The following is a 22,205-nucleotide window of genomic DNA, read 5'->3' on the forward strand; positions in this document are numbered from 1 at the left end:
GTTACTCTTCCATTACTTGAATAAGTTCGTCAATTTTTTTCAATCTAGGGGTTATTTGTTTTTTAACCACTCTTTTGTTCAAATAATAAACAATTATCCCTAGCCCGATTAGGAGGGTAAGCTTTAAAAACAACTCTTGCATGTCTGTAATTGATCCTACAAAGAATAGTACTACCCCAATTGCAATAGGTGAAAAATACCAGAACAAAACGGTGTCCAATAGCTTTTTTTGTATGTTGAGATACGCCTTTGTTTTATATAAATAGTCATGGTATGTTTCGGTAAAGGCACTTGGTTTATGTCTTTTTGTAATTTGCAACCTAATAATGATATAAATAATGCTAAGTATAATCCAAATTACGCCAATTTTTGAAAGCGTAAAGGGAATAGTGTAAGCAATACGGACCAAGAATGGAATTATAAAAATTGCGGGGATTGTTTCCATTATATCCCTATATTTTATTGATTTATGAAAGTGGTCTAAGCTCGACTGTACATCCAGCATCAATCTTGATTTCTCAAATTTTATCTTCTCCTGATTTGGGGAGGTCTGCCAAATCTTTATCAATTCATCTTCCATCATGACACTTGGTTTATACAGTTCAACAATTTCTTTTTAATTCTTTTTACCTTAACTGCTACTGAATTTTCCGTGAGACCAAGTATCCCTGAAATTTCCTTGTAGGGGAGCTCTTCAAGGTAGAGTGTAATCACGGCCTTGTCGGCTTCGTTTAGTACTTTAATACAATTTCTTAGTTGTACCAGTTGCGTTGGCTGTTCATTATATTCCCTCTCGGATGGAAGGTTTGCCATGGCAATGCTATTCATATGAAGGAAACGTTTTTGTTTCTTGCTTTTCTTGGAACGAAAACGAAGACAAACATTCAAGGTGATGCGAAACATCCAGGTAGATAGTAAGGAGTTGGACTTAAAATTGGGCATTGATTGCCAAATATGGATCAGTACCTCTTGAAGAAGGTCTTTGGTATCTTCGGCATCCTTGGCGTAAACGGAACAAATTCTAAGTAACTTTTGTTGATTTTGTTCCAATGCCTCCAGAAAAGTGTTTTCAAGTTCTTTGCCCATTCTTATATCTTGTCTCTACTACTTTAGTTACAGGAGTCTTAAAAATATGACAACTTATCCATTAAATGTTTCAGACATATTCCAATTTGAAGTCAGATCGTCCATGACAACTATTATTGCCAGCTTGCCCAAACTCCATTTTTACCGGTGGCAATATAAATTGGTTACCTAAGTATATCCTTCATGAATTAAAGGTGTTCGGTATTTGGATAGTAGTGGTCATAAGACCGGTGTAAGAGGTCCATTACTTGTAAGAATTTATAATTTTTTAAGGGGCTTCAAAGGGGGTTAATGCAGAACTTTGGGTTAGTTGCCTTAAAGTTGCTCCTCAAATTTTTTTAAAATTGCTTAACTTGTACTACTTCCCCTAAAGAAATTGAATATATAAATGAGTTCGGACAATAATTTGGACAAAGAATTCCAAGAAAAATCAATGGGAGGTACTTTGGTTGAGAAACTTACCAAAGAAATTGAGGCGCATTTAAATAACGATCAATTCGGCGTGGATAGTCTTGCCCAAGCGGTGGGAATGAGCCGTTCCAGTCTACATCGCAAACTGCACAAAATGGTTGGGGTCTCTACAAGCCAGTTCATCAGGGAATACAGATTAAAGAGGGCTTTGGAACTGTTAAGGGAAGGGAATATTACGGCCTCAGAAGTTGCTTATCGGGTGGGGTTCAGCAGTGCCACATACTTTAGCACTTCTTTCCATAAGTTTTACGGGTATACCCCAGGGGAGGTAAAATCCAGAGATGCCAATGAACTTGTTGAGGGGAGTGAACCATCCATTTTAGAAATAAACCAAGGAATGCCATCCCACGTTGCCCTATCAAAAAGACAAAAGGGAAACTATAATAAATCATTGATCTTGTCTGTTTTGCTAATTGCAGTAGTATCAACGGCCTTTTTTCTTTATAGTACTACTTCAAAGAAAAATGTTGAAACCAAAGGAATGGAAAACCTAATTGAGGAAAAATCTATTGCCGTACTGCCCTTTAAAAATTGGACGGGAGATCCAAATCTGGAATATATTAGTGATGGAATGACAGATGCCGTTATCTCTAGACTTACCAAAATTAATTCCATTGATAAAGTTATTCCCTTTACATCTACTATAAAATACAAGGAAACGAATAGGTCTACCCAAGAAATTGCGACCGAATTGGGGGTGACCAACCTCTTGCAGGGCAATCTTCAGATTTCAGGAGAACAAATCAAAATAAACCTGCAAATGATAGACAGTAGAACCAACGACCACTTATGGTCGGAAGAATACGTAAGGGAATGGAGAAGTGATGAAATTTTTAAAATGCAGACCGAAGTGGTAGAAGGTATTGCCGCCAACATGAATGCTGTTATTGCCGACAATGAGCTTGATAATATTCAAAAAGTGCCCACAAAAAGTAAACAGGCCTATTCCTATTACCTTCAAGCCGAGTTTCAAAAGAATAAGGCCAATGAACTATCGTACTCCAATGCTATTGCCTTATATGAAAAGGCTATCGCTATAGACCCGAATTTTATAGATGCCTATAGAGGCCAGGCTACGGTATGGAGCTTCGGAGGATTGGTCTGGGGCATATATGATGAACAAGAAGCTTGGAGAAATGCAAAAAAATTACTGGAGAAGGCACTGAAATTAGATCCGACCAATAAGGAAGTAGAAGAAGAATTATACAGTGGGTACTTTTTTTACGATTGGCGTTTTGAAGAGGTAGAGAAGTATTATCAAAGAATTTTGAAGGATTCCTTCATAGACAATACACCCTCTATCAATGCAGATTATGCCATAAAAACAGGAAGGTATCAAAATGCCCTCAATGCAATGAATGAAGTTATTTTGACCGATTCATCAAGTGGCTTTCTTTTCTTCTTCAAGGCCGAAGCCTTATTTTTTCTTGGAAAAACTGAAGAAGCTTTGGAGCTCTTAAACAATACCTATTCTTTGCATAGTGATAATTGGTTTTACCTAAGGGAGTCCGCTAAACTTAATTACTATCTAAAGGAATATCAAAAATCAAAAAAACAACTTCATAAATTACTGACCCAATTTCCGGACTATCCACCAATTTTGATGTGGCTTAATGCCGTCTATGCCCAAATGGATGGTGATACTGTAGATGCTTCTAAATATTTGGTGGAGTTGGAAAGCAAGTATGAAAATCGCTCTTCCGGTAGTCCGGCATGGTTTATAGCACTCTTTTATAGTACTCAAAAAAATTATGAGAAGACCTTTGAATGGCTACAAAGGTCGTACGAGAGGCATGAGGTTGAAATGACCTGGTTAAGGGAGGAGCCACTTCTTGCCCCGCTTAGAAATGATCCACGATACATAAGTCTTTATGATAAAGTTGGATTTTCAAGTATAGGGATACCTATAAAAACTTCTTCAGAAATTAATAGCTCCAACTAGGATTTTCAACATTTTTTAAAGGTTGCGCACCATAAGTTGAAGGCCTGTACAAAAATTTAACAAGTTTGCAACATAGCTGTTAAGCAGCACTTTACGTTTATATCCATCTTTGACCACATCAATTTTTAAGTAGAGGATTAATTGTGGGATCAGTGGAAATATTCCTTCTTTTTAGTGTAAAAGCGAAAGTCCGTTCCGCAGAAATTATCCTAATCTTAAGAGTCAATTAATCCAAATAAAACCCCGTTAGCATCGGGCGGGAATTTGGATAAGAATCCTACTTAAGTGTTGGAGTAAAAAATAGTTCCCCTTCATAAATAATAGTAATTGTTCACTTAAAATTAGAACTATGGAATTAAATGAAGCAAAATTAAACGAGTTACTGGGAAAAGTAGTTACCGAAATGGGAGCTGCTGCCAATGGACCCTTAATCTTATTGGGGGATAAATTGGGACTTTTCAAATCTTTGGCGGCATTGGGGCCGATGAATTCGACCGAATTGGCCGATGAAACAAATACGGCGGAAAGATATGTCCGCGAATGGCTATCGGCCCAGGCGGCATCGGGGTATGTAAGCTATGATGCCACTACCAATAGCTTTTCAATGACCCCTGAACAGGCCGCTGTTTTTGGCGATGAAGAAAGTCCTGTTTTCATGACCGGAGCATTTTATGCCATTACATCGGTCTACAACGATGCACCCAAGATGGAAAAAGCGTTTAAATCGGGTGAAGGCGTTGCTTGGGGAGATCACAGTACCTGTTTGTTCTGCGGTACCGAAAAATTCTTCAGTCCATCCTATGAGAATAATTTGGTGAATCACTGGATTCCATCTTTGGACGGTGTTGAGGCCAAATTAAAGAGTGGGGCCAAGGTAGCGGATATTGGCTGTGGCCATGCAGCGTCAACTATTATTATGGCCAAGGCCTATCCCAACTCCACTTTTATAGGGTATGACTATCATCCTAAATCTATAGAACATGCTAGGGAAAGTGCCGCCGCCGCTGGTTTGGACAATATTTCTTTTGAAGTGGCCCTGGCCAAGGATTTTCCTGGAAGCGATTACGACTTTATTGCCTTCTTCGATTGCCTGCATGATATGGGCGACCCCGTTGGCGCCTGTGCCCATGTAAAAAAAGCCTTAAAACCGGACGGTACCTGTATGATCGTGGAACCTTTTGCAAATGATACTTTGGAGGAAAACCTTAACCCTGTCGGGAGAGCTTTTTATGCATTTTCCACTACACTATGTACACCCTGTTCCTTAAACCAGGAGGTAGGTCTTGCCCTAGGTGCCCAGGCAGGGGAAAAACGCTTACGGGAAGTTGCAACCGCAGGAGGGTTTACTAGGTTTAAAAGAGCTACGGAAACACCGTTTAATCTGATTTTGGAGGCAAGGGCCTAGATTTTTTTATTCTTGCCAGGAGATACAACCATTTTGATTTTATGCCAATAAGGATTAAAACAATCCTTACTGGCAAATATCGGACACATAAAAAATAAACTATTAACCATATAAATATAATATTATGAATACTAAGATGTCACTTTCAATAATTATGATTTTCGGAATTATAATTTCAGGATATGCACAACGAGCAGAAGTAGATAGGATCGATTTGATAAATGATGAGTTTCCGGAGGCGAAACAAGAAGTGATGGAGACTTTTGGTGCAATTGCACAAAGTATTAAAGATGGGGATATGGATAAATTAATTTCCTTCCACGCCTATAGTCCCAAGTTTACGGAATTCAAAAATGGAGAACCAAGAAATGGGGGTGCTGCCAATGAAGCTCATGAACGAAGTGTTTTTGGTGCTGTTTCCGAGGTAGTAAAGTTCGATGCCAAGGATTTACAAATTGCCGTTTATGGCGATGTGGCCAATTTAACCTTTCACTCGGATTTTCACTTGAAATTTGGAGAGGAACTAGTGGTGGTTAATGACCAAATAACATTGTTGTTCGTAAAGACTAACAATGGATGGAAAATGGTTCACGAACATCATTCACCCTTGGCAAAAACAGATAGTTAAAAGTGCTCCACAACAATGAATATTGGCAAGAGCTTGCTTGGATTACGGTTTACACCCATTTAATAAACCATCTGTACAAACATTGATTCATAAAGGTGGGAGTGATATATTTTCATTTCCCCACCTACGATCATAGTGTTTTAGGATCCATAGCACTTCCCCAAAGTCTATACCTAAGGGTAGAGCCATCTGTCGATAGACAGGCGCCGGAGCATTCAAATTTCACTTAATGTATAAAAAATGAAAATTATACACACAATGCGTCAACTCAACAATTATGGTTTAGTGTTGGTCCTTCTGCTTATGGGAGCAGGAGAGGTCTTAAATGCACAGAACGCTTCGCTGACAGGCAAAGTTCATGATGAGAATGAGGAAGCTATGCCCTTTGCACATGTACTTCTTTTGCAAGAACGGGATTCTGTATTGGTGAAGGGGGTTACTACCGATACAGAGGGTCGTTTCGCGGTGGAAGGATTGGCAGTTGGCAATTATTTACTCAATATTTCCCTCCTGGGATATGAGCCTTACTACAGATCTATAGCACTGACCGATTTAAAAGAGCATTCTACGGAAAATATCCAATTATCGCCTATGAGCGAACAGTTGCAAGGCGTTCAGGTGGTTGGGCGTAAGGCCTTATTCCAGCAAATGAGCGATAGGTTGATATTGAATGTTGGGTCCCTGCCTACTTTTAGTGGTAACAATGCCCTGCAAGTGCTTCAAAAGGCACCTGGGGTAATGGTACAGGAGAATTCGAACAGCATCAGTCTAAACAATAAGGGGGAGGTGCTGATTATGATAAACGACAGGGTATCACGCGTACCCAAGAGCAACTTGATACAGCAGTTAAAGGGTATGCGTGCAGAAAGCATTGATCGTATAGAACTTATACATCAGCCCTCGGCCAAATATGATGCTGATAATGCCGCCGGTATTATCCACATTGTCATGAAGGAAAATAATCTTTATGGTTTTAACGGTAACGCTAGTTTTACCGCTGGTATTGGACAAAGGGAAAAATTAAACGGAAGTACCGACTTTAATTATCGCAACAACAGTTTGAACATTTATGGCAATGCCACTGGCTTTCATAGCAGATCTCCCCAGTTATTGATAAATCATTTTAGGGAATATGATTATGAGGGAGATTACTACTATTACGAGAACAAGTTGAAATTTGAAAATCCTAGCAGTAATTCATTGGGCTTTACATTGGGGGCCGATTTTGAAATTGATAAAAACAACATTGTGGGGGGGCTTTTTGGGTATTCCAAAAATAATGAACTGGGGCATGATTATACTAGTAGGTCAAGTGGTTCAATAAATTCGGTGCCCAATACCGATTCGGAATTCCTCCTTGATGTTGACAATCCTAACAGCAACACCTTTATAAATCTAAACTATTTTCGAAAAATAGGAGCTAATGCTTCTTTAAATATCGATGTGGATAGGGTGACACTGGATGTGCAAAATTCTTCCGTACTTTCCAATCTTGATTCTGCGGAAGCTATTGAAAGAACAGAAGTAGGTCGTGAATCACAATTTGAAATCAAAACGGCAAAGGCCGATTTTGAATGGGAGTCCGAAGCGGGCAACAAATGGGAAACAGGTCTCAAAGGCACGTTTAATAACTCCAACACCGAATCACAGATCCGGAACAGAACATCTGGTGTTTGGGAAGTGGACGAAGCATTCACAATGAACGATGATATTGCGGAAAAGGTTTTGGCTGCCTATGCTTCATTTCATAAACAATGGAACGGGAAATGGGAAAGTAATCTGGGCCTTAGACTGGAGCACTATAATTATGAACTTGACGATACCGTTGGAGAAAACGACTTTAGCGTTACCTACAATAATATTTTTCCGGTCGTCAGGACCAGCTATGCTATTGATTCGACCAAGTCGCTGACTTTATCCTTTAACCGCCGTATTGAGCGTCCGTCTTATTTTAGTTTGGCGGGTTACTACGTTTTAATAGACCCGTCATTGTTCGCCACTTCAAACACGCGGATTAGGCCATCGTTTACCAATGCGGTAAGGCTGGCATACAACCAGGGTTCTTTTTTGATCTCGATGGAAATAAACAGGACCAAGGGTGCCATCGCTTTCTATAACACGGTTGATAAGGAAAAGAACCTGCAGACAAGTATCCCCATTAATTTTGATCGGATGGACGGGTTCCTACTAAATATGAGCTTCCCCATAAAAATTAGTAAGATGTGGAAAATGAATTGGAATTTGGACGGTGCCTATAAGAAAGTAAAGGATGCCTCCAACCGTCCCCTACCTTTTGAAAAAGGGTTATTTACCGTTACGGCCCAATTGGCCAACGTTTTTGAACTGGGGAATTCATGGACCGCCAACATAGATGGCAGGTATATGAGTCCGTACATATCCGGAGACCAAGAGCAGTACTTGCGTCATTACATTAACTTTGGGATCAGCAAGAAATTTAGGAACGAGAGTTCCCTTACCTTCAGTATACAGGATATCACTGCCACTAGCGGTATCATAGAATGGGAATACGACCAGCCCGAATTGGGCATAAAGACCTATGGTAATAACGATTGGTCCGAAAGGGTATTTCAGCTAACCTATTCTTTTCCCTTCGGGAATAAAAAAGTAAAGGAAACTAGAAAACGGGAAACGGGATCCCAAGAGGAACGCAATAGGATGTAAGATGACTAAATGTTTGGGGTAAAAAAACGCTATTGGTTTAACGGTTTTTATTAGTGAAACTCAATATTGAGAAGTCCGTAAGACGCACTTAAAATTGCAAGTTGAACTAAACCCGCCATTTTCGGCGGGATCTAGGTTCAATACCTCTACCCTAGGGTCGATTCCTATTATTGGGTTCAGGGCCTGCCTTTGTCGGCAGGCTTGCCCTGAGGTTTAATACCTTTTATTTCAAAAAGTTTTCTTTATTAGAAAGCAAGTAATTATATGTTTAATTGAGAAAGGTTGATAATAAGACGATGTCATAACTACACAATGGTGAACAGCGTTAAATAAATCTTCAATAACCACCCTTTTATTCAACCCCTTTACACATTCATTCTTAAGCATAATAATATATGCGTCTTATAGGACCATATCTGGAGTCTTAACTTGGTAGAATTGAATCTCACTCATAATCCAAAATGCCCTAATTTAAAGGCCCTGGACTGTGCATCTTAAATGAGTCTGTAAAAAGAAATAATAAAAAATAAGTTGCCATATAAAATGATTTTATATATATTAGCATTATGTAATACATAATAATAATATATGAATGGATTAATTGCGGCTACTTACGCCCCAATGCACGAGGATAAATCGCTAAACCTAGACATTATTCCCCAATATGGGAAATTCCTAATACAGAATGGAGTTAAGGGTGCTTTTATCAATGGGTCAACTGGAGACTTTGCATCCCTCACTACAGAAGAAAGAAAGACATTGACAAACGCATGGGGAGAAGTGAAATCCCAAAACCTTTTTGTAATAAATCATGTGGGGCATACAAATATAGACGTAGCCAAGGAACTAGCAGTGCACTCAGCCAGTAAGGTAGACGGTATTGCAGCCATTGCACCATTTTATTTTAGGTTGTCAAGCTTAGAAAAATTGGTTGAATATTGTAAAGAGATAGCGGGTTGCGCCCCAAAAATTCCCTTTTACTATTATCACCTGCCTGAATTATCCGGAGCCACATTTTCAATGGTAGATTTCCTTAAATTGGCCACCCCCCAAATACCTAATCTTGGAGGAATCAAGTTCACCAATAACAATATAGTGGACTATCAATATGCCAAAGACTTTAATAATGGCAGCGCAAATATCCTATTTGGGTTTGATGAGATTTTTCTTGCCAGCCTACCTTTTGGTGCCGATGGATGGGTAGGCAGTACCTACAATCATTTAGCTCCATTATATCTATCCATATTAAATGCCTTTAAGAATGGTAATCATAATCTTGCAGCAACCTTACAACAGAAATCCATGAGGTTTGTAGATCTATTAAATGCCAAGGGAGGGTTCAACGGGACCGCTAAATCTTTCATGAAAGTACTCGGTATAGATTGTGGACCTAGTAGATTTCCGCATATTACACTTACAGACCATCAAATTGAAGAAATTAATAAAGAATTACAAATCCTTGGTATCACACCATACTTGAGTAAACTAAAATGATAGTATCTTAATTCGGATTTAGCATCAAGAAAATCGATTCCTAAAAGAACATTAAAATTTTACAAATGGGAGGTCCTAGACCATATATTATAGCGGAAAATAATTGGAAATCCATTAAAAAGACCGGGTATTCCTTAGCAGTACTTCCATGGGGGGCTACAGAAGCCCACAACTTCCATTTGCCTTATGCCACTGACAACATTTTATCCGAAAGTGTCGCAATTGAAAGCGCCAAACTGGCTTGGGAAAATGGAGTCAGGCTGGCTGTGCTTCCCACAGTTCCTTATGGGGTAAATACCGGGCAAATGGATATTAAGTTGTGCATGAACATCAATCCGAGTACCCAGTTTGCAATTCTTAAAGACATTGTGCAAGTACTGGATTTTCATGAAATTCACAAGCTGGTTATCATAAATGGACATGGGGGAAACGATTTTAAACAAATGATTAGGGAGTTGAGCTTAAATTTTCCCAAAGTGTTCGTGTGCGCACTTAATTGGTGGCGTAGTTTGGATGCTAACATTTATTTTGAAGAGCCCGGGGATCACGCGGGTGAACTGGAGACCTCAGTAATGATGCACATTTCCTCAGAATTGGTATTACCACTAATGGAAGCAGGGTCCGGCTCTGCCAAATCATTTAAATTAAAAGGGCTAAAACAAGGGTGGGTCAAAGCACAACGAAAATGGACAGAAGTAACTGAAGATACTGGAGTTGGCAACCCAAGAAACGCCAACCCAGGTAAAGGAAAGCTATTTTTTCAGCATTCCGTTAAAAATATAAGTGAATTCTTGGAAGAGCTTTATCATAGTGATATGGAGGATTTTTATGAGTAATATCATAATAATAAAAAACATTACATAATAAATACCCAAAATATATGAAAACGAAGAACATTATCATTGGATTATTCTTGATTTCCGGATTTTTTACAGTAGCACAAAAGGAAGAACATGAGATTTCCGAAGGTGTGAAAGTATATCAAGATTTGTTTAATTCATCCATGAAGGAAGGAGTAGCTTGTTACAGAATACCTTCTATTATAACGGCTCCCAATGGTGACATCATAGCGGCAATTGATGAGCGGGTACCTTCCTGTAACGATGTTAAATACAATCCCAACATCAATATTGTAGTAAGAAGGAGCAGTAATAATGGGAGGACTTGGTCACCAATTGAGACCGTGGTCGACTTCCCTCTAGGTCAAACGGCATCAGACCCCTCAATGATTGTTGACAGGGATACCAAGCAAATTTTATTGTTCTACAATTATATGGACTTGAACAAGGAAAAAGACGCTATTTATTTGCATATGGTAAAAAGCTCAGACAATGGGAAAACATGGAGTCAACCTATTGATATCACCTCTCAAATCGCCAAGCCCGAGTGGCATAATGACCACAAGTTCATTACCTCAGGTCGAGGTATTCAAACAAAGTCTGGAAAGCTTTTGCACACCTTGGTTAACGTACAAAATGGGTTACATCTTATTGAAAGTAATGATCATGGAAAATCCTGGAACCTTATAGATAAAACCCTTGTTCCCGGGGATGAATCAAAGATAGTTGAGTTAGCGGACGGACGTTGGATGGTAAATGTAAGGGTCAGCAAGGCAGGAATGCGTTATGTGCATATTTCAAGCGATAATGGGAAAACATGGGTCACTTCACCTGTACCTGAACTGGTAGACCCCGCCTGTAACGCTAGTATTATTCGATATACTTCCATAGAAAATGGCCATAATAAAAACCGTCTTCTTTTTTCCAATGCAAAATCGGCCAACAAAAGAGTAAATATGACAGTTCACATTAGCTATGATGAGGGTAAAACTTGGACCCACAGTAAAACTATTTATACTGGTGGTTCCGCCTACTCCTCTATGACCATTCTAGAGAATGGCGATATTGGTTTGTTTTTTGAAAAAGATGATTACACTCAAAATGGGTTTGTAAGCTTTTCATTAAAATGGTTGACTGAAGGAAAGGACAAATGGAAAAAACCTTCAAAAAAAGGAAAGGTGAAATCCTAATAGTTTTATCATACGTTATTTCAATATTGTACAGGATTTTATGTGATTTTAAGTTTCTTCAAGTCTAGTTTTTTGGTTACTTCAAATGTTTCACGTATTCACTGGGACTGTAACCTATTACTGACTTAAATTGTTTATTGAAGTTGGAAATGCTCTGAAAGCCACTTCTAAAAGCCACTTCCGTAATATTCAACTGGCCTTTACCTAAAAGCTTGCAAGCATATCCTGTACGGTATTCATTTAAATATACAAAAAAGGTCCTTCTGGTCATTTTTTTGAAATACCTGCAAAACCCTTGGTTGGTCATATTAACAAGACCAGCTATCTGGGTCAAAGAAATTTCCCTATTAAAATTGGAATGTACAAAATTATATATGGTATTAATTTTTACATAATCATTCTCCCTATAATTGGGTAAATAGGCCGGGCTTGTTATATATTCATTAGAGGAGCTTCTACCCAGTATCTCAAAAATGGAAAGGATTTCCACAACACTTTTCATTGGATTCAAACCCCTGGATATTAGAAACATCTTCTCGGCGATGAGGGAATTGCCATCACCCGTAAATTTTATACCTCGCAATGATTTTTTAAAAAGCTGGTTCATGACAGCAAGTTCTTCTCCCTGCAACCAATCCCCCTTCCACAAGTTTCGGTTCAATTGGATCACCAAGGATTGGGAGGGCTGGTTAAAATGATGTGCGCTTTCCCATGAATGGGGCAGATTGGGGCCCAAAAAAAACAGATCTCCACTTTTGAAAGGTACCATCCGGTCTCCAACAAGGCTCTGTCCACAGCCCTGATGGATATAGGTAAGTTCAAATTCGGGGTGAAAATGGAAAAGGCCATCAAAACGGGGAACCTTATTGTTTTTTACAACAAATAGCCGCTCTTTCTCTATTTCTATTTTTTGATAAAGGGGTTTCATATTGCCTCAAAAATAACATTAATATACCATTTTTTATATACACTAAGTTAATATAGTGGCAATATTGCATCATATTGATGTAGCACAACGGTTCCAATCTACCCAACTTTGTAAAAACAACTTTAATCCCCGTAAAATGAAACCCACGGAAATTTTAAACGATAAGACTTTTTGCTTTCAGCTAAGGCAAGACTTTTTAAGGGACGGCTATATTTTGTTCCCCAAATTTCTTAAGCTGGATGAAATTGAATTGGTCAATAAAAAAATCCAGGAATTTATCAGAACAAAGGTCAGCGCTATGCCAGCCACAGAAGTATACTATGAGGATATCGACCACAAAGATACGCTAAAACAGTTGCAGAAACTATTTGATTACGACCCCTTCTTCTTTGATATGGTGTTTGGCAGTCGATTCGAGAAATTGGCATCCGTTTTGTTGGATGACAATGTGGTGGGTAAAAACATGCAATATTTCAACAAGCCCTCCAGAATAGGGAAGCCCACTCCTCCCCACCAAGATGGTTACTATTTTATGCTGACGCCTAATGAAGCCGTCACCATGTGGATGCCATTGGAACCGGTGGATGAAGAAAACGGTTGCATTAGGTATGTAAAATCTTCCCATATGTACGGGATCCGTAGTCATGGCAGAACCGGTACTTTGGGGTTTTCCCAGGGTATAATGGATTTTGGGTGTCCCAATGACATTGCCAATGAAGTATTTTTCCCAACACAGCCTGGTGATTTACTGGTTCACCATTCGTTGACGATTCATAGAGCAGATGGCAATCCAAGTGAACGTACTAGAAAGGCCCTAGGGTTTATTTACTACGCCGAGAAAGCGAAAGAGGACAAAGCTGCCCATGAAACCTATGCCCAACATTTGGCCAAAGAACTGGCCGAGGACAAAAAGATATAGACCCCAATTATTCTTAGCGCGTTGACCCAATGGAATATAGAAAATTTGGAAGATCGGATTGGAAAGTAAGTGAAATTGGCTTTGGTGGTTGGCAATTGGGAGGCACTTGGGGAAATGTAGATGACAAAAATTCCATAGAAACCCTTTTGTATGCCTTTGAAAATGGAGTTAATTTTGTAGACACCGCCTTTGCATACGGAAACGGACATAGTGAAAGAGTCATTGGAAAAGCATTGGGCCAATGGAATTCCGAAAAAATCTATGTGGCCACCAAGATCACCCCTTTGCTAGATAAAATCGAATCCAAAAGCCAACAACCAAATCATTCAATCATGGATTGCTACCCCGATTGGCATATAAAGGAAATTGTTGAAGGAAGTTTAAAACGATTGGGGACGGAACGATTGGATTTGATACAACTTCACTTATGGTTTGAGGATGGAATTACCAACTTAGAATGGCTACAAACACTTACTACGCTTAAAATTGAAGGAAAGATTGATAAAATTGGCGTGTCATTGGCCGATATTAGACCTGAACAAGGCTTGGAACTGGCAAAAACCGGTTGGGTGGATAGCATACAAGTTCTTTTCAATATGTTTGAACAAGAGCCTGCAGATGCCCTTTTCCCAGAAAGTCATAGAACTGGAACGGCCATTATAGTCAGAGTACCATTGGATTCCGGTGCTTTGACGGGCACTTGGATGGAAAACACAAGGGAGGAATGGACTGAAACCGATAAGAGGCGGTCAATGTACAGAGGCGATAGGTTCAAGGAAACCTTGCGCAGGGTTGAGGAGATAAAAAAAATATGCACCCCAAATTATCAATCATTGGCAGAAGCAGCCTTGCGGTATTCCTTATACCCGAAGGAAGTTTCTGTGGTCATCCCGGGAATGCGCAACAAAAAGGAAGTTGACCTTAATATAGCCATTTCGGATGGAATGAAATTTAATCCAAAACTTGTAGACATGTTGAGGCCCCATCGATGGAAACATGAATTTTATAGTTAATAAACGATGACAGAACAGTTTGAACAGTTGCAAATAGAGAGATTAAATCCACTCGAAATTGAAAAGGCCCTGGGCCAGCGGTCATTGGTATTTATTCCGTTGGGAGCCATTGAATGGCATGGATTGCATCTGCCCATAGGATTAGATGGTTTAACTTCCCATGGAATTTGCCTTAGGGTGGCTTATAAAACCGGGGGACTTGTTTTGCCACCGCTCTATTATGGTATGTCGGCCAGTATATGGCATCATCCCTTTACCATACTGATTGAGGAAGAGGAAATTTTTCGTAAAATATTGAAAATTACATTGACCCGCTTGGAAGCAAGTGGCGTACAAAAAGCGGTAATTTTTACTGGGCACTTTTCTTTGAAGCAATTACAGGCATTGGATGCCTTAAAACAGGAATGGAGAACCATGGGTAAATTGATGGAATTGCGAATATTTTCTATTTCCGACTGTCCCTCGGCTGGGATGGAGGCAGACCATGGGGCCATTTTTGAAACCTCAATTTTAGGAGAAATGCATCCCAAATTGGTAAAATTGCAAAACTTACCCTCCAAAGAACTTTTCCCCGCCAATGATATGGACGGGAACAGCAAAGGAGTTCACAGACGCGACCGAGACAATGTGCTCTTTGGGATATTAGGGGATGACCCACGAAATTACGACAAGCATAATGCAGAGATCCTATTTCAACATATTATCCAATGGCTGATAAAATCCATTTAGCCACTTTTATATTTTTTTGAATATTTGGTCAAAGTGAGGCTCCAAATGTCTTCTCATAGCTGTTCTAAAGGTCTCAGGGGTACCCACCTTCAGGTTGTCCATCAACATTCTGTGTGTTACAAATTGTCCACTGGAGTACTTATAGCCCTTTTCCAAGGAACGGTTTGAATAAACATATTCAAATACCGGTAGAAGGAGGTTTTGGAATTTTCTCATGGTTTCATTGTTGGACATTTCATAGAGTTTCCCATGAAATGCTATTTCCTTTTCCATGGAGAATACCGTTTTCTCAAACGAAGTCTCTTCCTCTGCCACCACAATTTTTTCCAATTCCACCATATCTTTCTCAGTTTTATGCTCAAAAAGAAAGTCGGCCATTCCCATTTCCATGATCAGTCGCAATTCGAACAAATTCTTAAGCGTGTCCGATGCCAACAGGGTTGGGTCCATCATTCGTTGGATGCTATCCATAATATTTGGATTGGTAAGGATCATACCCCTGTGCTTCTTTGATTCGATAAGACCAAAGGTGCGTAACCTCAAGATTGCCTCCCGTACAACGGTTCTACTTACCCCTAAAGATTGAGCGAAATCCAGCTCTTTTGGAATAGCATCCCCAGCTTGGAGTTGATTTTCTTTTATATATTCCAACAGACGAGCCTCTACTTTATCTACTAAAGAGGATGTTTCTATAGGCTGTATTGTCGTGCGTTTCTTCATAAAAAAATAAATCTAGTTTATCAATTTTTACAAATTGACCGGTAACAAATGTACTAATGTTATACTTTTTTCCGAAATCAAAAGTGTTTTGTTAAAAAAAACACTCGAATATACTAAAAAAATTATATATTCGTATTATGTATTACATATTAAGATGAAATATTCAAAAATTTATAAGGATGCTTTGCTGAAGGACGTAATTCCATTTTGGCAAAAGTATTCTATTGACCGTCAAAACGGTGGTTACTTTTCCTGTTTGGATAGAAAGGGACAAGTGTACGATACCGATAAATTTATATGGCTTCTGGGTAGGCAATCATGGACGTTTTCAATGCTCTACAACAATGTGGAAAAAAATGAAAAATGGCTGGAAATTTCGAAGTTAGGGATTGATTTTATTAGAGAATATGGTATGGACAGCGATGGAAATTTTTATTTTTCCGTAACCGAAGAAGGTCAACCCTTGGTACAACCCTACAATATTTTTTCTGATTGTTTTGCCGCCATAGCTTTTGGCCAGTATGCGAGGGCTACAGGTGATGGGAAAATAAAATCTCTCGCTAATCAAACTTATCATAATATTCTTAGAAAAAAGGATGCTCCTAAAGGGGTTTATGAGAAATCAACGGGCATAAGGCCCCTCAAAGGGTTCGCTTTACCAATGATACTATCCAACTTGGTTTTGGAACTCGAAGATGTATTGGATCCGGAGGAAGTTGAAAAAACCATAAACCATAGTATTAAGGAGGTAATGGGTGATTTTTTACAAGGGGAACCCGAGATTATTTATGAATATGTAAGCCTGAAAGGTAAATTGGAAGACAGTTTTAATGGCCGCTTATTAAATCCAGGCCATGGTCTTGAGGCCATGTGGTTCATGATTGATATAGGTGCCAGGAAAAACGACCTTGATCTAATTGAAAAGGCAACCCAGGTTATACTCAATATATTGGAATATAGCTGGGATAAAAAGTATGGAGGTATCTTCTATTTTATGGATGCCAAAGGGAAACCGTTACAACAGTTGGAATGGGACCAGAAGTTGTGGTGGGTGCATTTAGAATCATTGGTGGCTTTGGCCAAAGCCTACCAACATTCCCGTAATGAAAAAGTTTTTAAATGGTACCAAAAGGTTCATAACTATACATGGAACAACTTTCCTGACGCAGATAATGGCGAGTGGTTTGGATATCTTAATAGACAAGGAAAGTCTTTGAATACTTTAAAAGGAGGGAAATGGAAAGGATGTTTTCATGTGCCGAGGTCCTTATACCAATGCTGGAAATGTTTTGAGCAGATAGAGAACTCCAATTTATAAATATACAAGGCACAATCAGATTCCAATGAAATTACATAGTCCTCCTCGTTTATCAGTTCTTATCTTATTCTGCAGTATCCGCTTACTTTTCTCACAGAACATCTCAACTTTACAGGTTAATCTTGAGTCTGAAATTCCTCCTTTGGATAGTGGGAACAATTCTATGGGCTATGCCGGAATGATGGGTGGTGTATATGATGACATAGTCATTGTAGCGGGTGGTGCCAACTTCCCCAAAGCCCTTCCATGGGAGGGAGGCCAAAAAAAATGGTATGATTCCATCTATTGGTTGGATAATGGTATATGGAAACGCTCTACACGATCTTTACCAGAACCATTAGCCTACGGAGCCTCGGTATCCACTCCAAATGGTGTTTTATTGATTGGGGGGAACAATGAAGACATTACAAGTGATAAGGTTTTTTTGGTCATTTATAATTCATCCATAAAAGAAATTGAATTAAGCCGTTATCCAGATCTTCCAGAACCCTTGGCATACACCAAAGCGGTTTATGTAGATGGGTATGTTTACGTTGCAGGAGGTCTAAATACTGATTCGAGCACAAATTCCTTTTACCGAATAAATCTTCAGAAAAAAGTTCAATGGGAAAAACTTCTGGATTTTCCAGGAGAGCCAAGATCGTTGCACTCCATGGCCGTACAGGAAACATCTGGTTCCAAAAGTATTTTCGTTATAGGTGGGAGAAACCAAAGTAAGGAACAAATATCCACGTTTCCCAAAAGTTTTCTCTCCTATGACATTCAAAAACAAATATGGAATAATGAAGGCGACTTACTCGTAAAGGGTTCCAAAAGAGTAGTCATGGGTGCAGCTGCCGAGCCATCGGGGTCTATGCATATCTTGGTATATGGTGGGTCTGATGAAATACTGTTCCAAAAACTGGAAGAATTGGAAATACAAATAAAGTCGGCCAAAAATGACAGCATAGTAGAAACCTTGATAGAAGAAAAAGAAGAGATCCTTTTAAACCACCCAGGGTTCAGCAATGAAGTATTGGCCTATAATACCATAACCCATAAATGGTTTGTTTTCGATTCTTTGGATATTAAAATACCTGTCACTTCGCTTGGCGTTAAAAAAGATGATAGCTTTTTACTTGTTTCTGGCGAGGTCTCTCCTGGAATTCGAACACCAAAGGTATATATGTTTGAAGATATGGACGCCACCCATGCCTTTGGTTTCCTCAATTATATAGTATTAATTTTATATCTGTTGGTTTCCCTACTTATTGGGGTATATTTTGCCTGTAAACAAAAATCAACGGAAGATTATTTCCTTGGAGGGGGTAGAATTCCATGGTGGGCCTCAGGGTTAAGTGTCTTTGGCACCTTGTTGAGTGCCATCACTTTTATGGCGATTCCCGCAAAATCATTTACAACGGATTGGTCATTCTTTATGCTGAACATTGCAGGGATTGCTATCTCACCCCTAATAGCCTACGTATTCATTCCATTTTTTAATCGTTTGAACATCTCAACGGCCTATGAATATTTAGAGAGAAGATTCAATTATTTTGCCAGAGCTCTTGGAAGCATTTCCTTTATTCTTTTTCAGCTGGGAAGAATAGGGATAGTACTATTGCTGCCATCCTTGGCAATATCGATTGTTACAGCTATCCCAGTTGAAATATGTATCCTCATAATGGGTGTACTATGTGTGGTCTATACCACTTTTGGAGGTATAGAGGCGGTAATATGGACCGATGTGATGCAAGTGATTGTTCTAATGGGGGGGAGTATAGTGGCCATCATCTGGATTCTAATACATACGGGTTCTTCATTCAAAGAAATGTTGGTCTATTCCTCGGAAATGGAAAAGTTCAACATTTTAAATTTTGACCTTAATTTTACGGAGCCCACATTTTGGGTGGTTTTTATAGGAGGCTTGGCTTCTGCCATGGTCACGCAAGGGACCGATCAAACTGTAGTGCAGAGATTCTTGACAAGCAGCAGCGTGAAAGACTCACAAAAAACATTTTATACAAATGTATTGCTAACCTTACCTGCCACGATCATTTTTTTTGGGATAGGGACCTTATTGTTCATATTTTATTCGGAAATGCCCGCAAAACTATCCCCGGCTATTGTCAATAATGACTCCATATTTCCTTGGTATATTGTGAAAGAACTTCCAATGGGTGTATCCGGCTTATTGATAGCAGGGATCTTTTCCGCGGCCATGTCCAGTATCAGTAGCAGCTTAAATTCAGTTTCTACGGCCTTCTGCAATGATTTATACAAGAGGTTTCACCCAAATGTATTTGATAAAAAATTACTGGGGATTGCTAGAACTATAACAGTGTTTGCTGGAATTTTTGGGGTATTGCTTGCCCTATGGATGGCCAATTCCAATATCAAATCGCTCTGGGATCAGTTTTATAGGTTTTTAGGATTGTTCACTGGGGGATTGGGAGGTATGTTCCTGTTGGGAATGCTCAGCACACGTGCCAACCCCAAAGGTGCTTTGATCGGTCTTCTGTTAAGTACCCTAATTTTGTGGTATGTGGTCAGCTACACATCCATTAATTTTCTGATGTACTCGTTGATCGGTGTCGGCACTTGTTTTATTCTTGGTTATATCTTCAGTCTCCTTATAAAGGATAAGAATTCCTAGACTACTAATTCAAAAAGAAAAGGAGTTCACTTTTTAAGTGTTACCTGCCCATATATTCCCGTTAAGCTATGTGGCAAAGGGGGCACAAATATGATGGTCAAAAAGGACAAGCAGAGTTGTGGAAGCATATCCAAAGTTATTCCTATCTTCTCCAGAAAGTGACCAAAACCCTTTCTACTTGGATAAAGTTTGCAGGGCAAGGAAACATCCCTATAAAATGATCTTGAATCCTTAATGGGTAGGGTTGGAAATTTATAACCAAATGAACATTATCACAAAGGGAAGGTATTACACCTTCCCTTTTCGACTAACTCAAATTAACTAAACTAACTGCTTCAAATATGGGTTATATGCATATTGTTTAACTTATAGCCCCTTGAAGAAAGCTTCCGATGTGCTGAAAGTTATAGATATGGCAACGGACAAAAATATTTTAAATGTTTAATTTTATCGGATTCTGTTGTTCATTATTGGCCAATCGTTTTTCTATTAATTTGCCCAAGTGAAAAATCTGAATTATTCCAAGCCCAACTTCAATTCCTTTATCAGTTTTTCAACCACAATTTTAACTTTTATAATCAGCTGTATTGTTTCCATCTTTCAATGCTCCATATTCAATCAACTAATGAGTCTAGATAATAAGTCCAAAATTCGGTGATGATTTCATGATATCTTTACTTGGTAGATTTATCCAGGAAGCTACTGGTACCCTTCTGTCTGCTCCAACAACGGATTTCTACCTATCATGTCAATCGAAATTGGCAATTGCAACAGGTAACTTTCGTTGGAGGATATATAGTCGTTGTTATCAATGACATAATTATCCCCTGCTCTTCTCAAATCCCACCATCTTTTTCCTTCTGTTGCAAATTCCTTAAACCTTTCCTCAAGAATGGCTTCGGTATTTTCAGACTTGGATGCATTGGTATACCCATGAACTACATTGTCATAATTGCCTGCATAAGCTCTGGCACGAACAGCATTTATTTCAGCTGAAGGATCTTCTCCCAATAAATTTTTAGCTTCCGCAATCAACAAAAGGACATCGGCATACCTGTATAAAGGGATATCGTTTGTTGTAAGCCTAGCTCCTGCGGTAACAGTACCGATAAACTTTTTGGTCATTGCTCCGGCATAAGCATTGCTGTCGTAATTTGGATACCCTGCACCACCATTATCATCTTTGTAGAGCTTTATAAAAGTTTCGGTACTTCTACTATCCAAGGGGTCGTCCAAAGCAAGTAACATTTTTTCAGAAGGACCGTATCGATTATTCCCATTTACGGTAAAATCGCTCATGGAGTTTCCATACTGATCAAATTGGGGTTGAATTTCAGTACCTCGCCCAGTCAAAAGACTGTAAAAATTTGTTGCTTCATCTTGCTCGTAATCAAAGCTGAAGATAAATTCATTGTTTTCCTGATTTGTATAATCCCAAACGTCTGCAAAATTAGTTTCAAGGGCAACATTCAAGCCTGCAATTTGCTGGAGCGCAACAATAGCTTCTTCAAAGTCGGCATTTCCACCTTCCAAGATATTTCCAGACCAAATGTACACATCACCTTTCAAAGCTAAAGTGGCCGCTTTTGACCAGTAAATACGTTTATTGTTCCAATAAGATCCATCTGAACCAAAGTATGATAGTGAAGTGGCCAAATCCTCTTTTATTAATTGCATCACCTCATTTTTAGAAGACCTTGCTTTACTCATATTTGCCGGATCAACATTAATCAGTGGTTCAATGGAAATGGGAACTTTTCCCCAAGTTTTTAAAAGGGTATAATAATAAAATGCCCGTATGCCATAGGCTTGGCCGAGCATATGTGACTGTTCATTGGGATTGTCAAAAACAATGTTGGGGGCATTTGCTATGAAATCATTCAACCTATGTATGCTGGTATATAGTCCAGCCCAATTGTCAAATGGTACAATTGTGGAACTAATATTGGATTCAATATAACCCACATTGCTCGGTGTTTCGAAGGTATTACCGCCATATATATCACTTCTAACCTCCCCCATGATCCAAAAATTACCGGCGTTTGACCTAAAATTTGAATAAAGACCTGTATGTGCTGCCCGCACACCATCTTCGGAATCCCAGAACCCTTGAAAGGTTAAGGTACTTGGTGATGTTATATCCAATTCTTGTTGGCAAGAACCAAGTATCAATGAACAACTTATAATGTATAGTATTTTTTTCATA

Annotated in this window: 17 protein-coding genes; 12 read left to right on the plus strand and 5 right to left on the minus strand. The window is 39.1% G+C overall.

Annotated elements, in window-relative coordinates; all coding sequences use genetic code 11:
- Nucleotide 1: 1 nt before the first annotated feature.
- Nucleotides 2–583, minus strand: coding sequence for a hypothetical protein (locus QSE00_RS01620; protein ID WP_286104638.1), 582 nt, complete (start codon nt 581–583; stop codon nt 2–4).
- Nucleotides 580–1,086: an RNA polymerase sigma factor gene (locus tag QSE00_RS01625; protein ID WP_286104639.1), complete on the minus strand. Its 507-nt coding sequence runs from the start codon at nt 1,084–1,086 to the stop codon at nt 580–582. Before QSE00_RS01625 ends, QSE00_RS01620 begins: the two co-directional genes overlap by 4 nt.
- Before the next feature lie 388 nt (nt 1,087–1,474).
- On the opposite strand from QSE00_RS01625, the gene QSE00_RS01630 reads away from it, so the two are divergent.
- The 7 genes from QSE00_RS01630 to QSE00_RS01660 all read left to right on the plus strand — a co-directional run bounded on the left by QSE00_RS01630 (nt 1,475) and on the right by QSE00_RS01660 (nt 11,737).
- Entirely contained in the window at nt 1,475–3,499 is a 2,025-nt protein-coding gene (locus tag QSE00_RS01630) for a helix-turn-helix domain-containing protein (RefSeq protein ID WP_286104640.1), read from the plus strand.
- A gap of 349 nt (nt 3,500–3,848) precedes the next feature.
- Nucleotides 3,849–4,904 (plus strand): class I SAM-dependent methyltransferase, encoded by a 1,056-nt coding sequence (locus QSE00_RS01635; protein ID WP_286104641.1) that lies wholly within the window; start codon nt 3,849–3,851, stop codon nt 4,902–4,904.
- A 124-nt stretch (nt 4,905–5,028) separates the two neighbouring features.
- Entirely contained in the window at nt 5,029–5,532 is a 504-nt protein-coding gene (locus QSE00_RS01640) for a YybH family protein (RefSeq protein WP_286104642.1), read from the plus strand.
- Nucleotides 5,533–5,772: 240 nt separating this feature from the next.
- Nucleotides 5,773–8,214: a TonB-dependent receptor domain-containing protein gene (locus tag QSE00_RS01645; RefSeq protein WP_286104644.1), complete on the plus strand. Its 2,442-nt coding sequence runs from the start codon at nt 5,773–5,775 to the stop codon at nt 8,212–8,214.
- Nucleotides 8,215–8,802: 588 nt separating this feature from the next.
- A complete protein-coding gene (locus QSE00_RS01650; RefSeq protein ID WP_286104645.1) occupies nt 8,803–9,708 on the plus strand; it encodes a dihydrodipicolinate synthase family protein in 906 nt (301 codons plus the stop codon).
- Between the two features lie 65 nt (nt 9,709–9,773).
- On the plus strand, nt 9,774–10,544 hold the full coding sequence (locus QSE00_RS01655) for a creatininase family protein (RefSeq protein ID WP_286104646.1): 771 nt from the start codon (nt 9,774–9,776) through the stop codon (nt 10,542–10,544).
- A gap of 44 nt (nt 10,545–10,588) precedes the next feature.
- A complete protein-coding gene (locus tag QSE00_RS01660) occupies nt 10,589–11,737 on the plus strand; it encodes a sialidase family protein (protein WP_286104647.1) in 1,149 nt (382 codons plus the stop codon).
- Nucleotides 11,738–11,813: 76 nt separating this feature from the next.
- Here QSE00_RS01660 and QSE00_RS01665 read toward each other — a convergent pair whose 3' ends face one another.
- Nucleotides 11,814–12,665 carry an AraC family transcriptional regulator gene (locus QSE00_RS01665; protein ID WP_286104648.1) on the minus strand — a complete coding sequence of 284 codons (852 nt, stop codon included), beginning with the start codon at nt 12,663–12,665 and terminating at the stop codon, nt 11,814–11,816.
- Nucleotides 12,666–12,801: 136 nt separating this feature from the next.
- Here QSE00_RS01665 and QSE00_RS01670 point away from each other — a divergent pair, with 136 nt between their 5' ends.
- From QSE00_RS01670 to QSE00_RS01680, 3 genes are read left to right on the plus strand one after another with little or no spacing between them, the layout of a single operon-like run.
- Nucleotides 12,802–13,584 (plus strand): phytanoyl-CoA dioxygenase family protein, encoded by a 783-nt coding sequence (locus QSE00_RS01670; protein ID WP_286104649.1) that lies wholly within the window; start codon nt 12,802–12,804, stop codon nt 13,582–13,584.
- A gap of 29 nt (nt 13,585–13,613) precedes the next feature.
- On the plus strand, nt 13,614–14,597 hold the full coding sequence (locus QSE00_RS01675; protein ID WP_286104650.1) for an aldo/keto reductase: 984 nt from the start codon (nt 13,614–13,616) through the stop codon (nt 14,595–14,597).
- Between the two features lie 6 nt (nt 14,598–14,603).
- Entirely contained in the window at nt 14,604–15,326 is a 723-nt protein-coding gene (locus tag QSE00_RS01680) for a creatininase family protein (protein WP_286104651.1), read from the plus strand.
- A 6-nt stretch (nt 15,327–15,332) separates the two neighbouring features.
- On the opposite strand, the gene QSE00_RS01685 is transcribed toward QSE00_RS01680, so the two are convergent.
- Complete coding sequence (locus QSE00_RS01685) at nt 15,333–16,046, minus strand: FadR/GntR family transcriptional regulator (RefSeq protein ID WP_286104652.1); 714 nt, start codon at nt 16,044–16,046, stop codon at nt 15,333–15,335.
- Nucleotides 16,047–16,200: 154 nt separating this feature from the next.
- Here QSE00_RS01685 and QSE00_RS01690 point away from each other — a divergent pair, with 154 nt between their 5' ends.
- Nucleotides 16,201–17,364 (plus strand): n-acyl-d-glucosamine 2-epimerase, encoded by a 1,164-nt coding sequence (locus QSE00_RS01690; protein WP_286104653.1) that lies wholly within the window; start codon nt 16,201–16,203, stop codon nt 17,362–17,364.
- A 25-nt stretch (nt 17,365–17,389) separates the two neighbouring features.
- Entirely contained in the window at nt 17,390–19,999 is a 2,610-nt protein-coding gene (locus QSE00_RS01695; protein WP_286104655.1) for a sodium:solute symporter family protein, read from the plus strand.
- A 699-nt stretch (nt 20,000–20,698) separates the two neighbouring features.
- On the opposite strand, the gene QSE00_RS01700 is transcribed toward QSE00_RS01695, so the two are convergent.
- Complete coding sequence (locus QSE00_RS01700; protein ID WP_286104656.1) at nt 20,699–22,204, minus strand: RagB/SusD family nutrient uptake outer membrane protein; 1,506 nt, start codon at nt 22,202–22,204, stop codon at nt 20,699–20,701.
- Nucleotide 22,205: the final 1 nt, after the last annotated feature.

The sequence above is a fragment of the Arenibacter flavimaris genome, assembly GCF_030291335.1.
Classification (GTDB): domain Bacteria; phylum Bacteroidota; class Bacteroidia; order Flavobacteriales; family Flavobacteriaceae; genus Arenibacter.

Bases quoted from the DNA above. Each gene is read 5' to 3' on its own strand.
- QSE00_RS01660 (WP_286104647.1), top strand. From the start codon at position 10,589: ATGAAAACGAAGAACATTATCATTGGATTATTCTTGATTTCCGGATTT.
- QSE00_RS01640 (WP_286104642.1), top strand. From the start codon at position 5,029: ATGAATACTAAGATGTCACTTTCAATAATTATGATTTTCGGAATTATA.
- QSE00_RS01675 (WP_286104650.1), top strand. From the start codon at position 13,614: ATGGAATATAGAAAATTTGGAAGATCGGATTGGAAAGTAAGTGAAATT.
- QSE00_RS01650 (WP_286104645.1), top strand. From the start codon at position 8,803: ATGAATGGATTAATTGCGGCTACTTACGCCCCAATGCACGAGGATAAA.
- QSE00_RS01690 (WP_286104653.1), top strand. From the start codon at position 16,201: ATGAAATATTCAAAAATTTATAAGGATGCTTTGCTGAAGGACGTAATT.
- QSE00_RS01670 (WP_286104649.1), top strand. From the start codon at position 12,802: ATGAAACCCACGGAAATTTTAAACGATAAGACTTTTTGCTTTCAGCTA.
- QSE00_RS01685 (WP_286104652.1), bottom strand. From the start codon at position 16,046: ATGAAGAAACGCACGACAATACAGCCTATAGAAACATCCTCTTTAGTA.
- QSE00_RS01665 (WP_286104648.1), bottom strand. From the start codon at position 12,665: ATGAAACCCCTTTATCAAAAAATAGAAATAGAGAAAGAGCGGCTATTT.
- QSE00_RS01620 (WP_286104638.1), bottom strand. From the start codon at position 583: ATGATGGAAGATGAATTGATAAAGATTTGGCAGACCTCCCCAAATCAG.
- QSE00_RS01700 (WP_286104656.1), bottom strand. From the start codon at position 22,204: ATGAAAAAAATACTATACATTATAAGTTGTTCATTGATACTTGGTTCT.
- QSE00_RS01680 (WP_286104651.1), top strand. From the start codon at position 14,604: ATGACAGAACAGTTTGAACAGTTGCAAATAGAGAGATTAAATCCACTC.
- QSE00_RS01630 (WP_286104640.1), top strand. From the start codon at position 1,475: ATGAGTTCGGACAATAATTTGGACAAAGAATTCCAAGAAAAATCAATG.
- QSE00_RS01695 (WP_286104655.1), top strand. From the start codon at position 17,390: ATGAAATTACATAGTCCTCCTCGTTTATCAGTTCTTATCTTATTCTGC.
- QSE00_RS01655 (WP_286104646.1), top strand. From the start codon at position 9,774: ATGGGAGGTCCTAGACCATATATTATAGCGGAAAATAATTGGAAATCC.
- QSE00_RS01645 (WP_286104644.1), top strand. From the start codon at position 5,773: ATGAAAATTATACACACAATGCGTCAACTCAACAATTATGGTTTAGTG.
- QSE00_RS01625 (WP_286104639.1), bottom strand. From the start codon at position 1,086: ATGGGCAAAGAACTTGAAAACACTTTTCTGGAGGCATTGGAACAAAAT.
- QSE00_RS01635 (WP_286104641.1), top strand. From the start codon at position 3,849: ATGGAATTAAATGAAGCAAAATTAAACGAGTTACTGGGAAAAGTAGTT.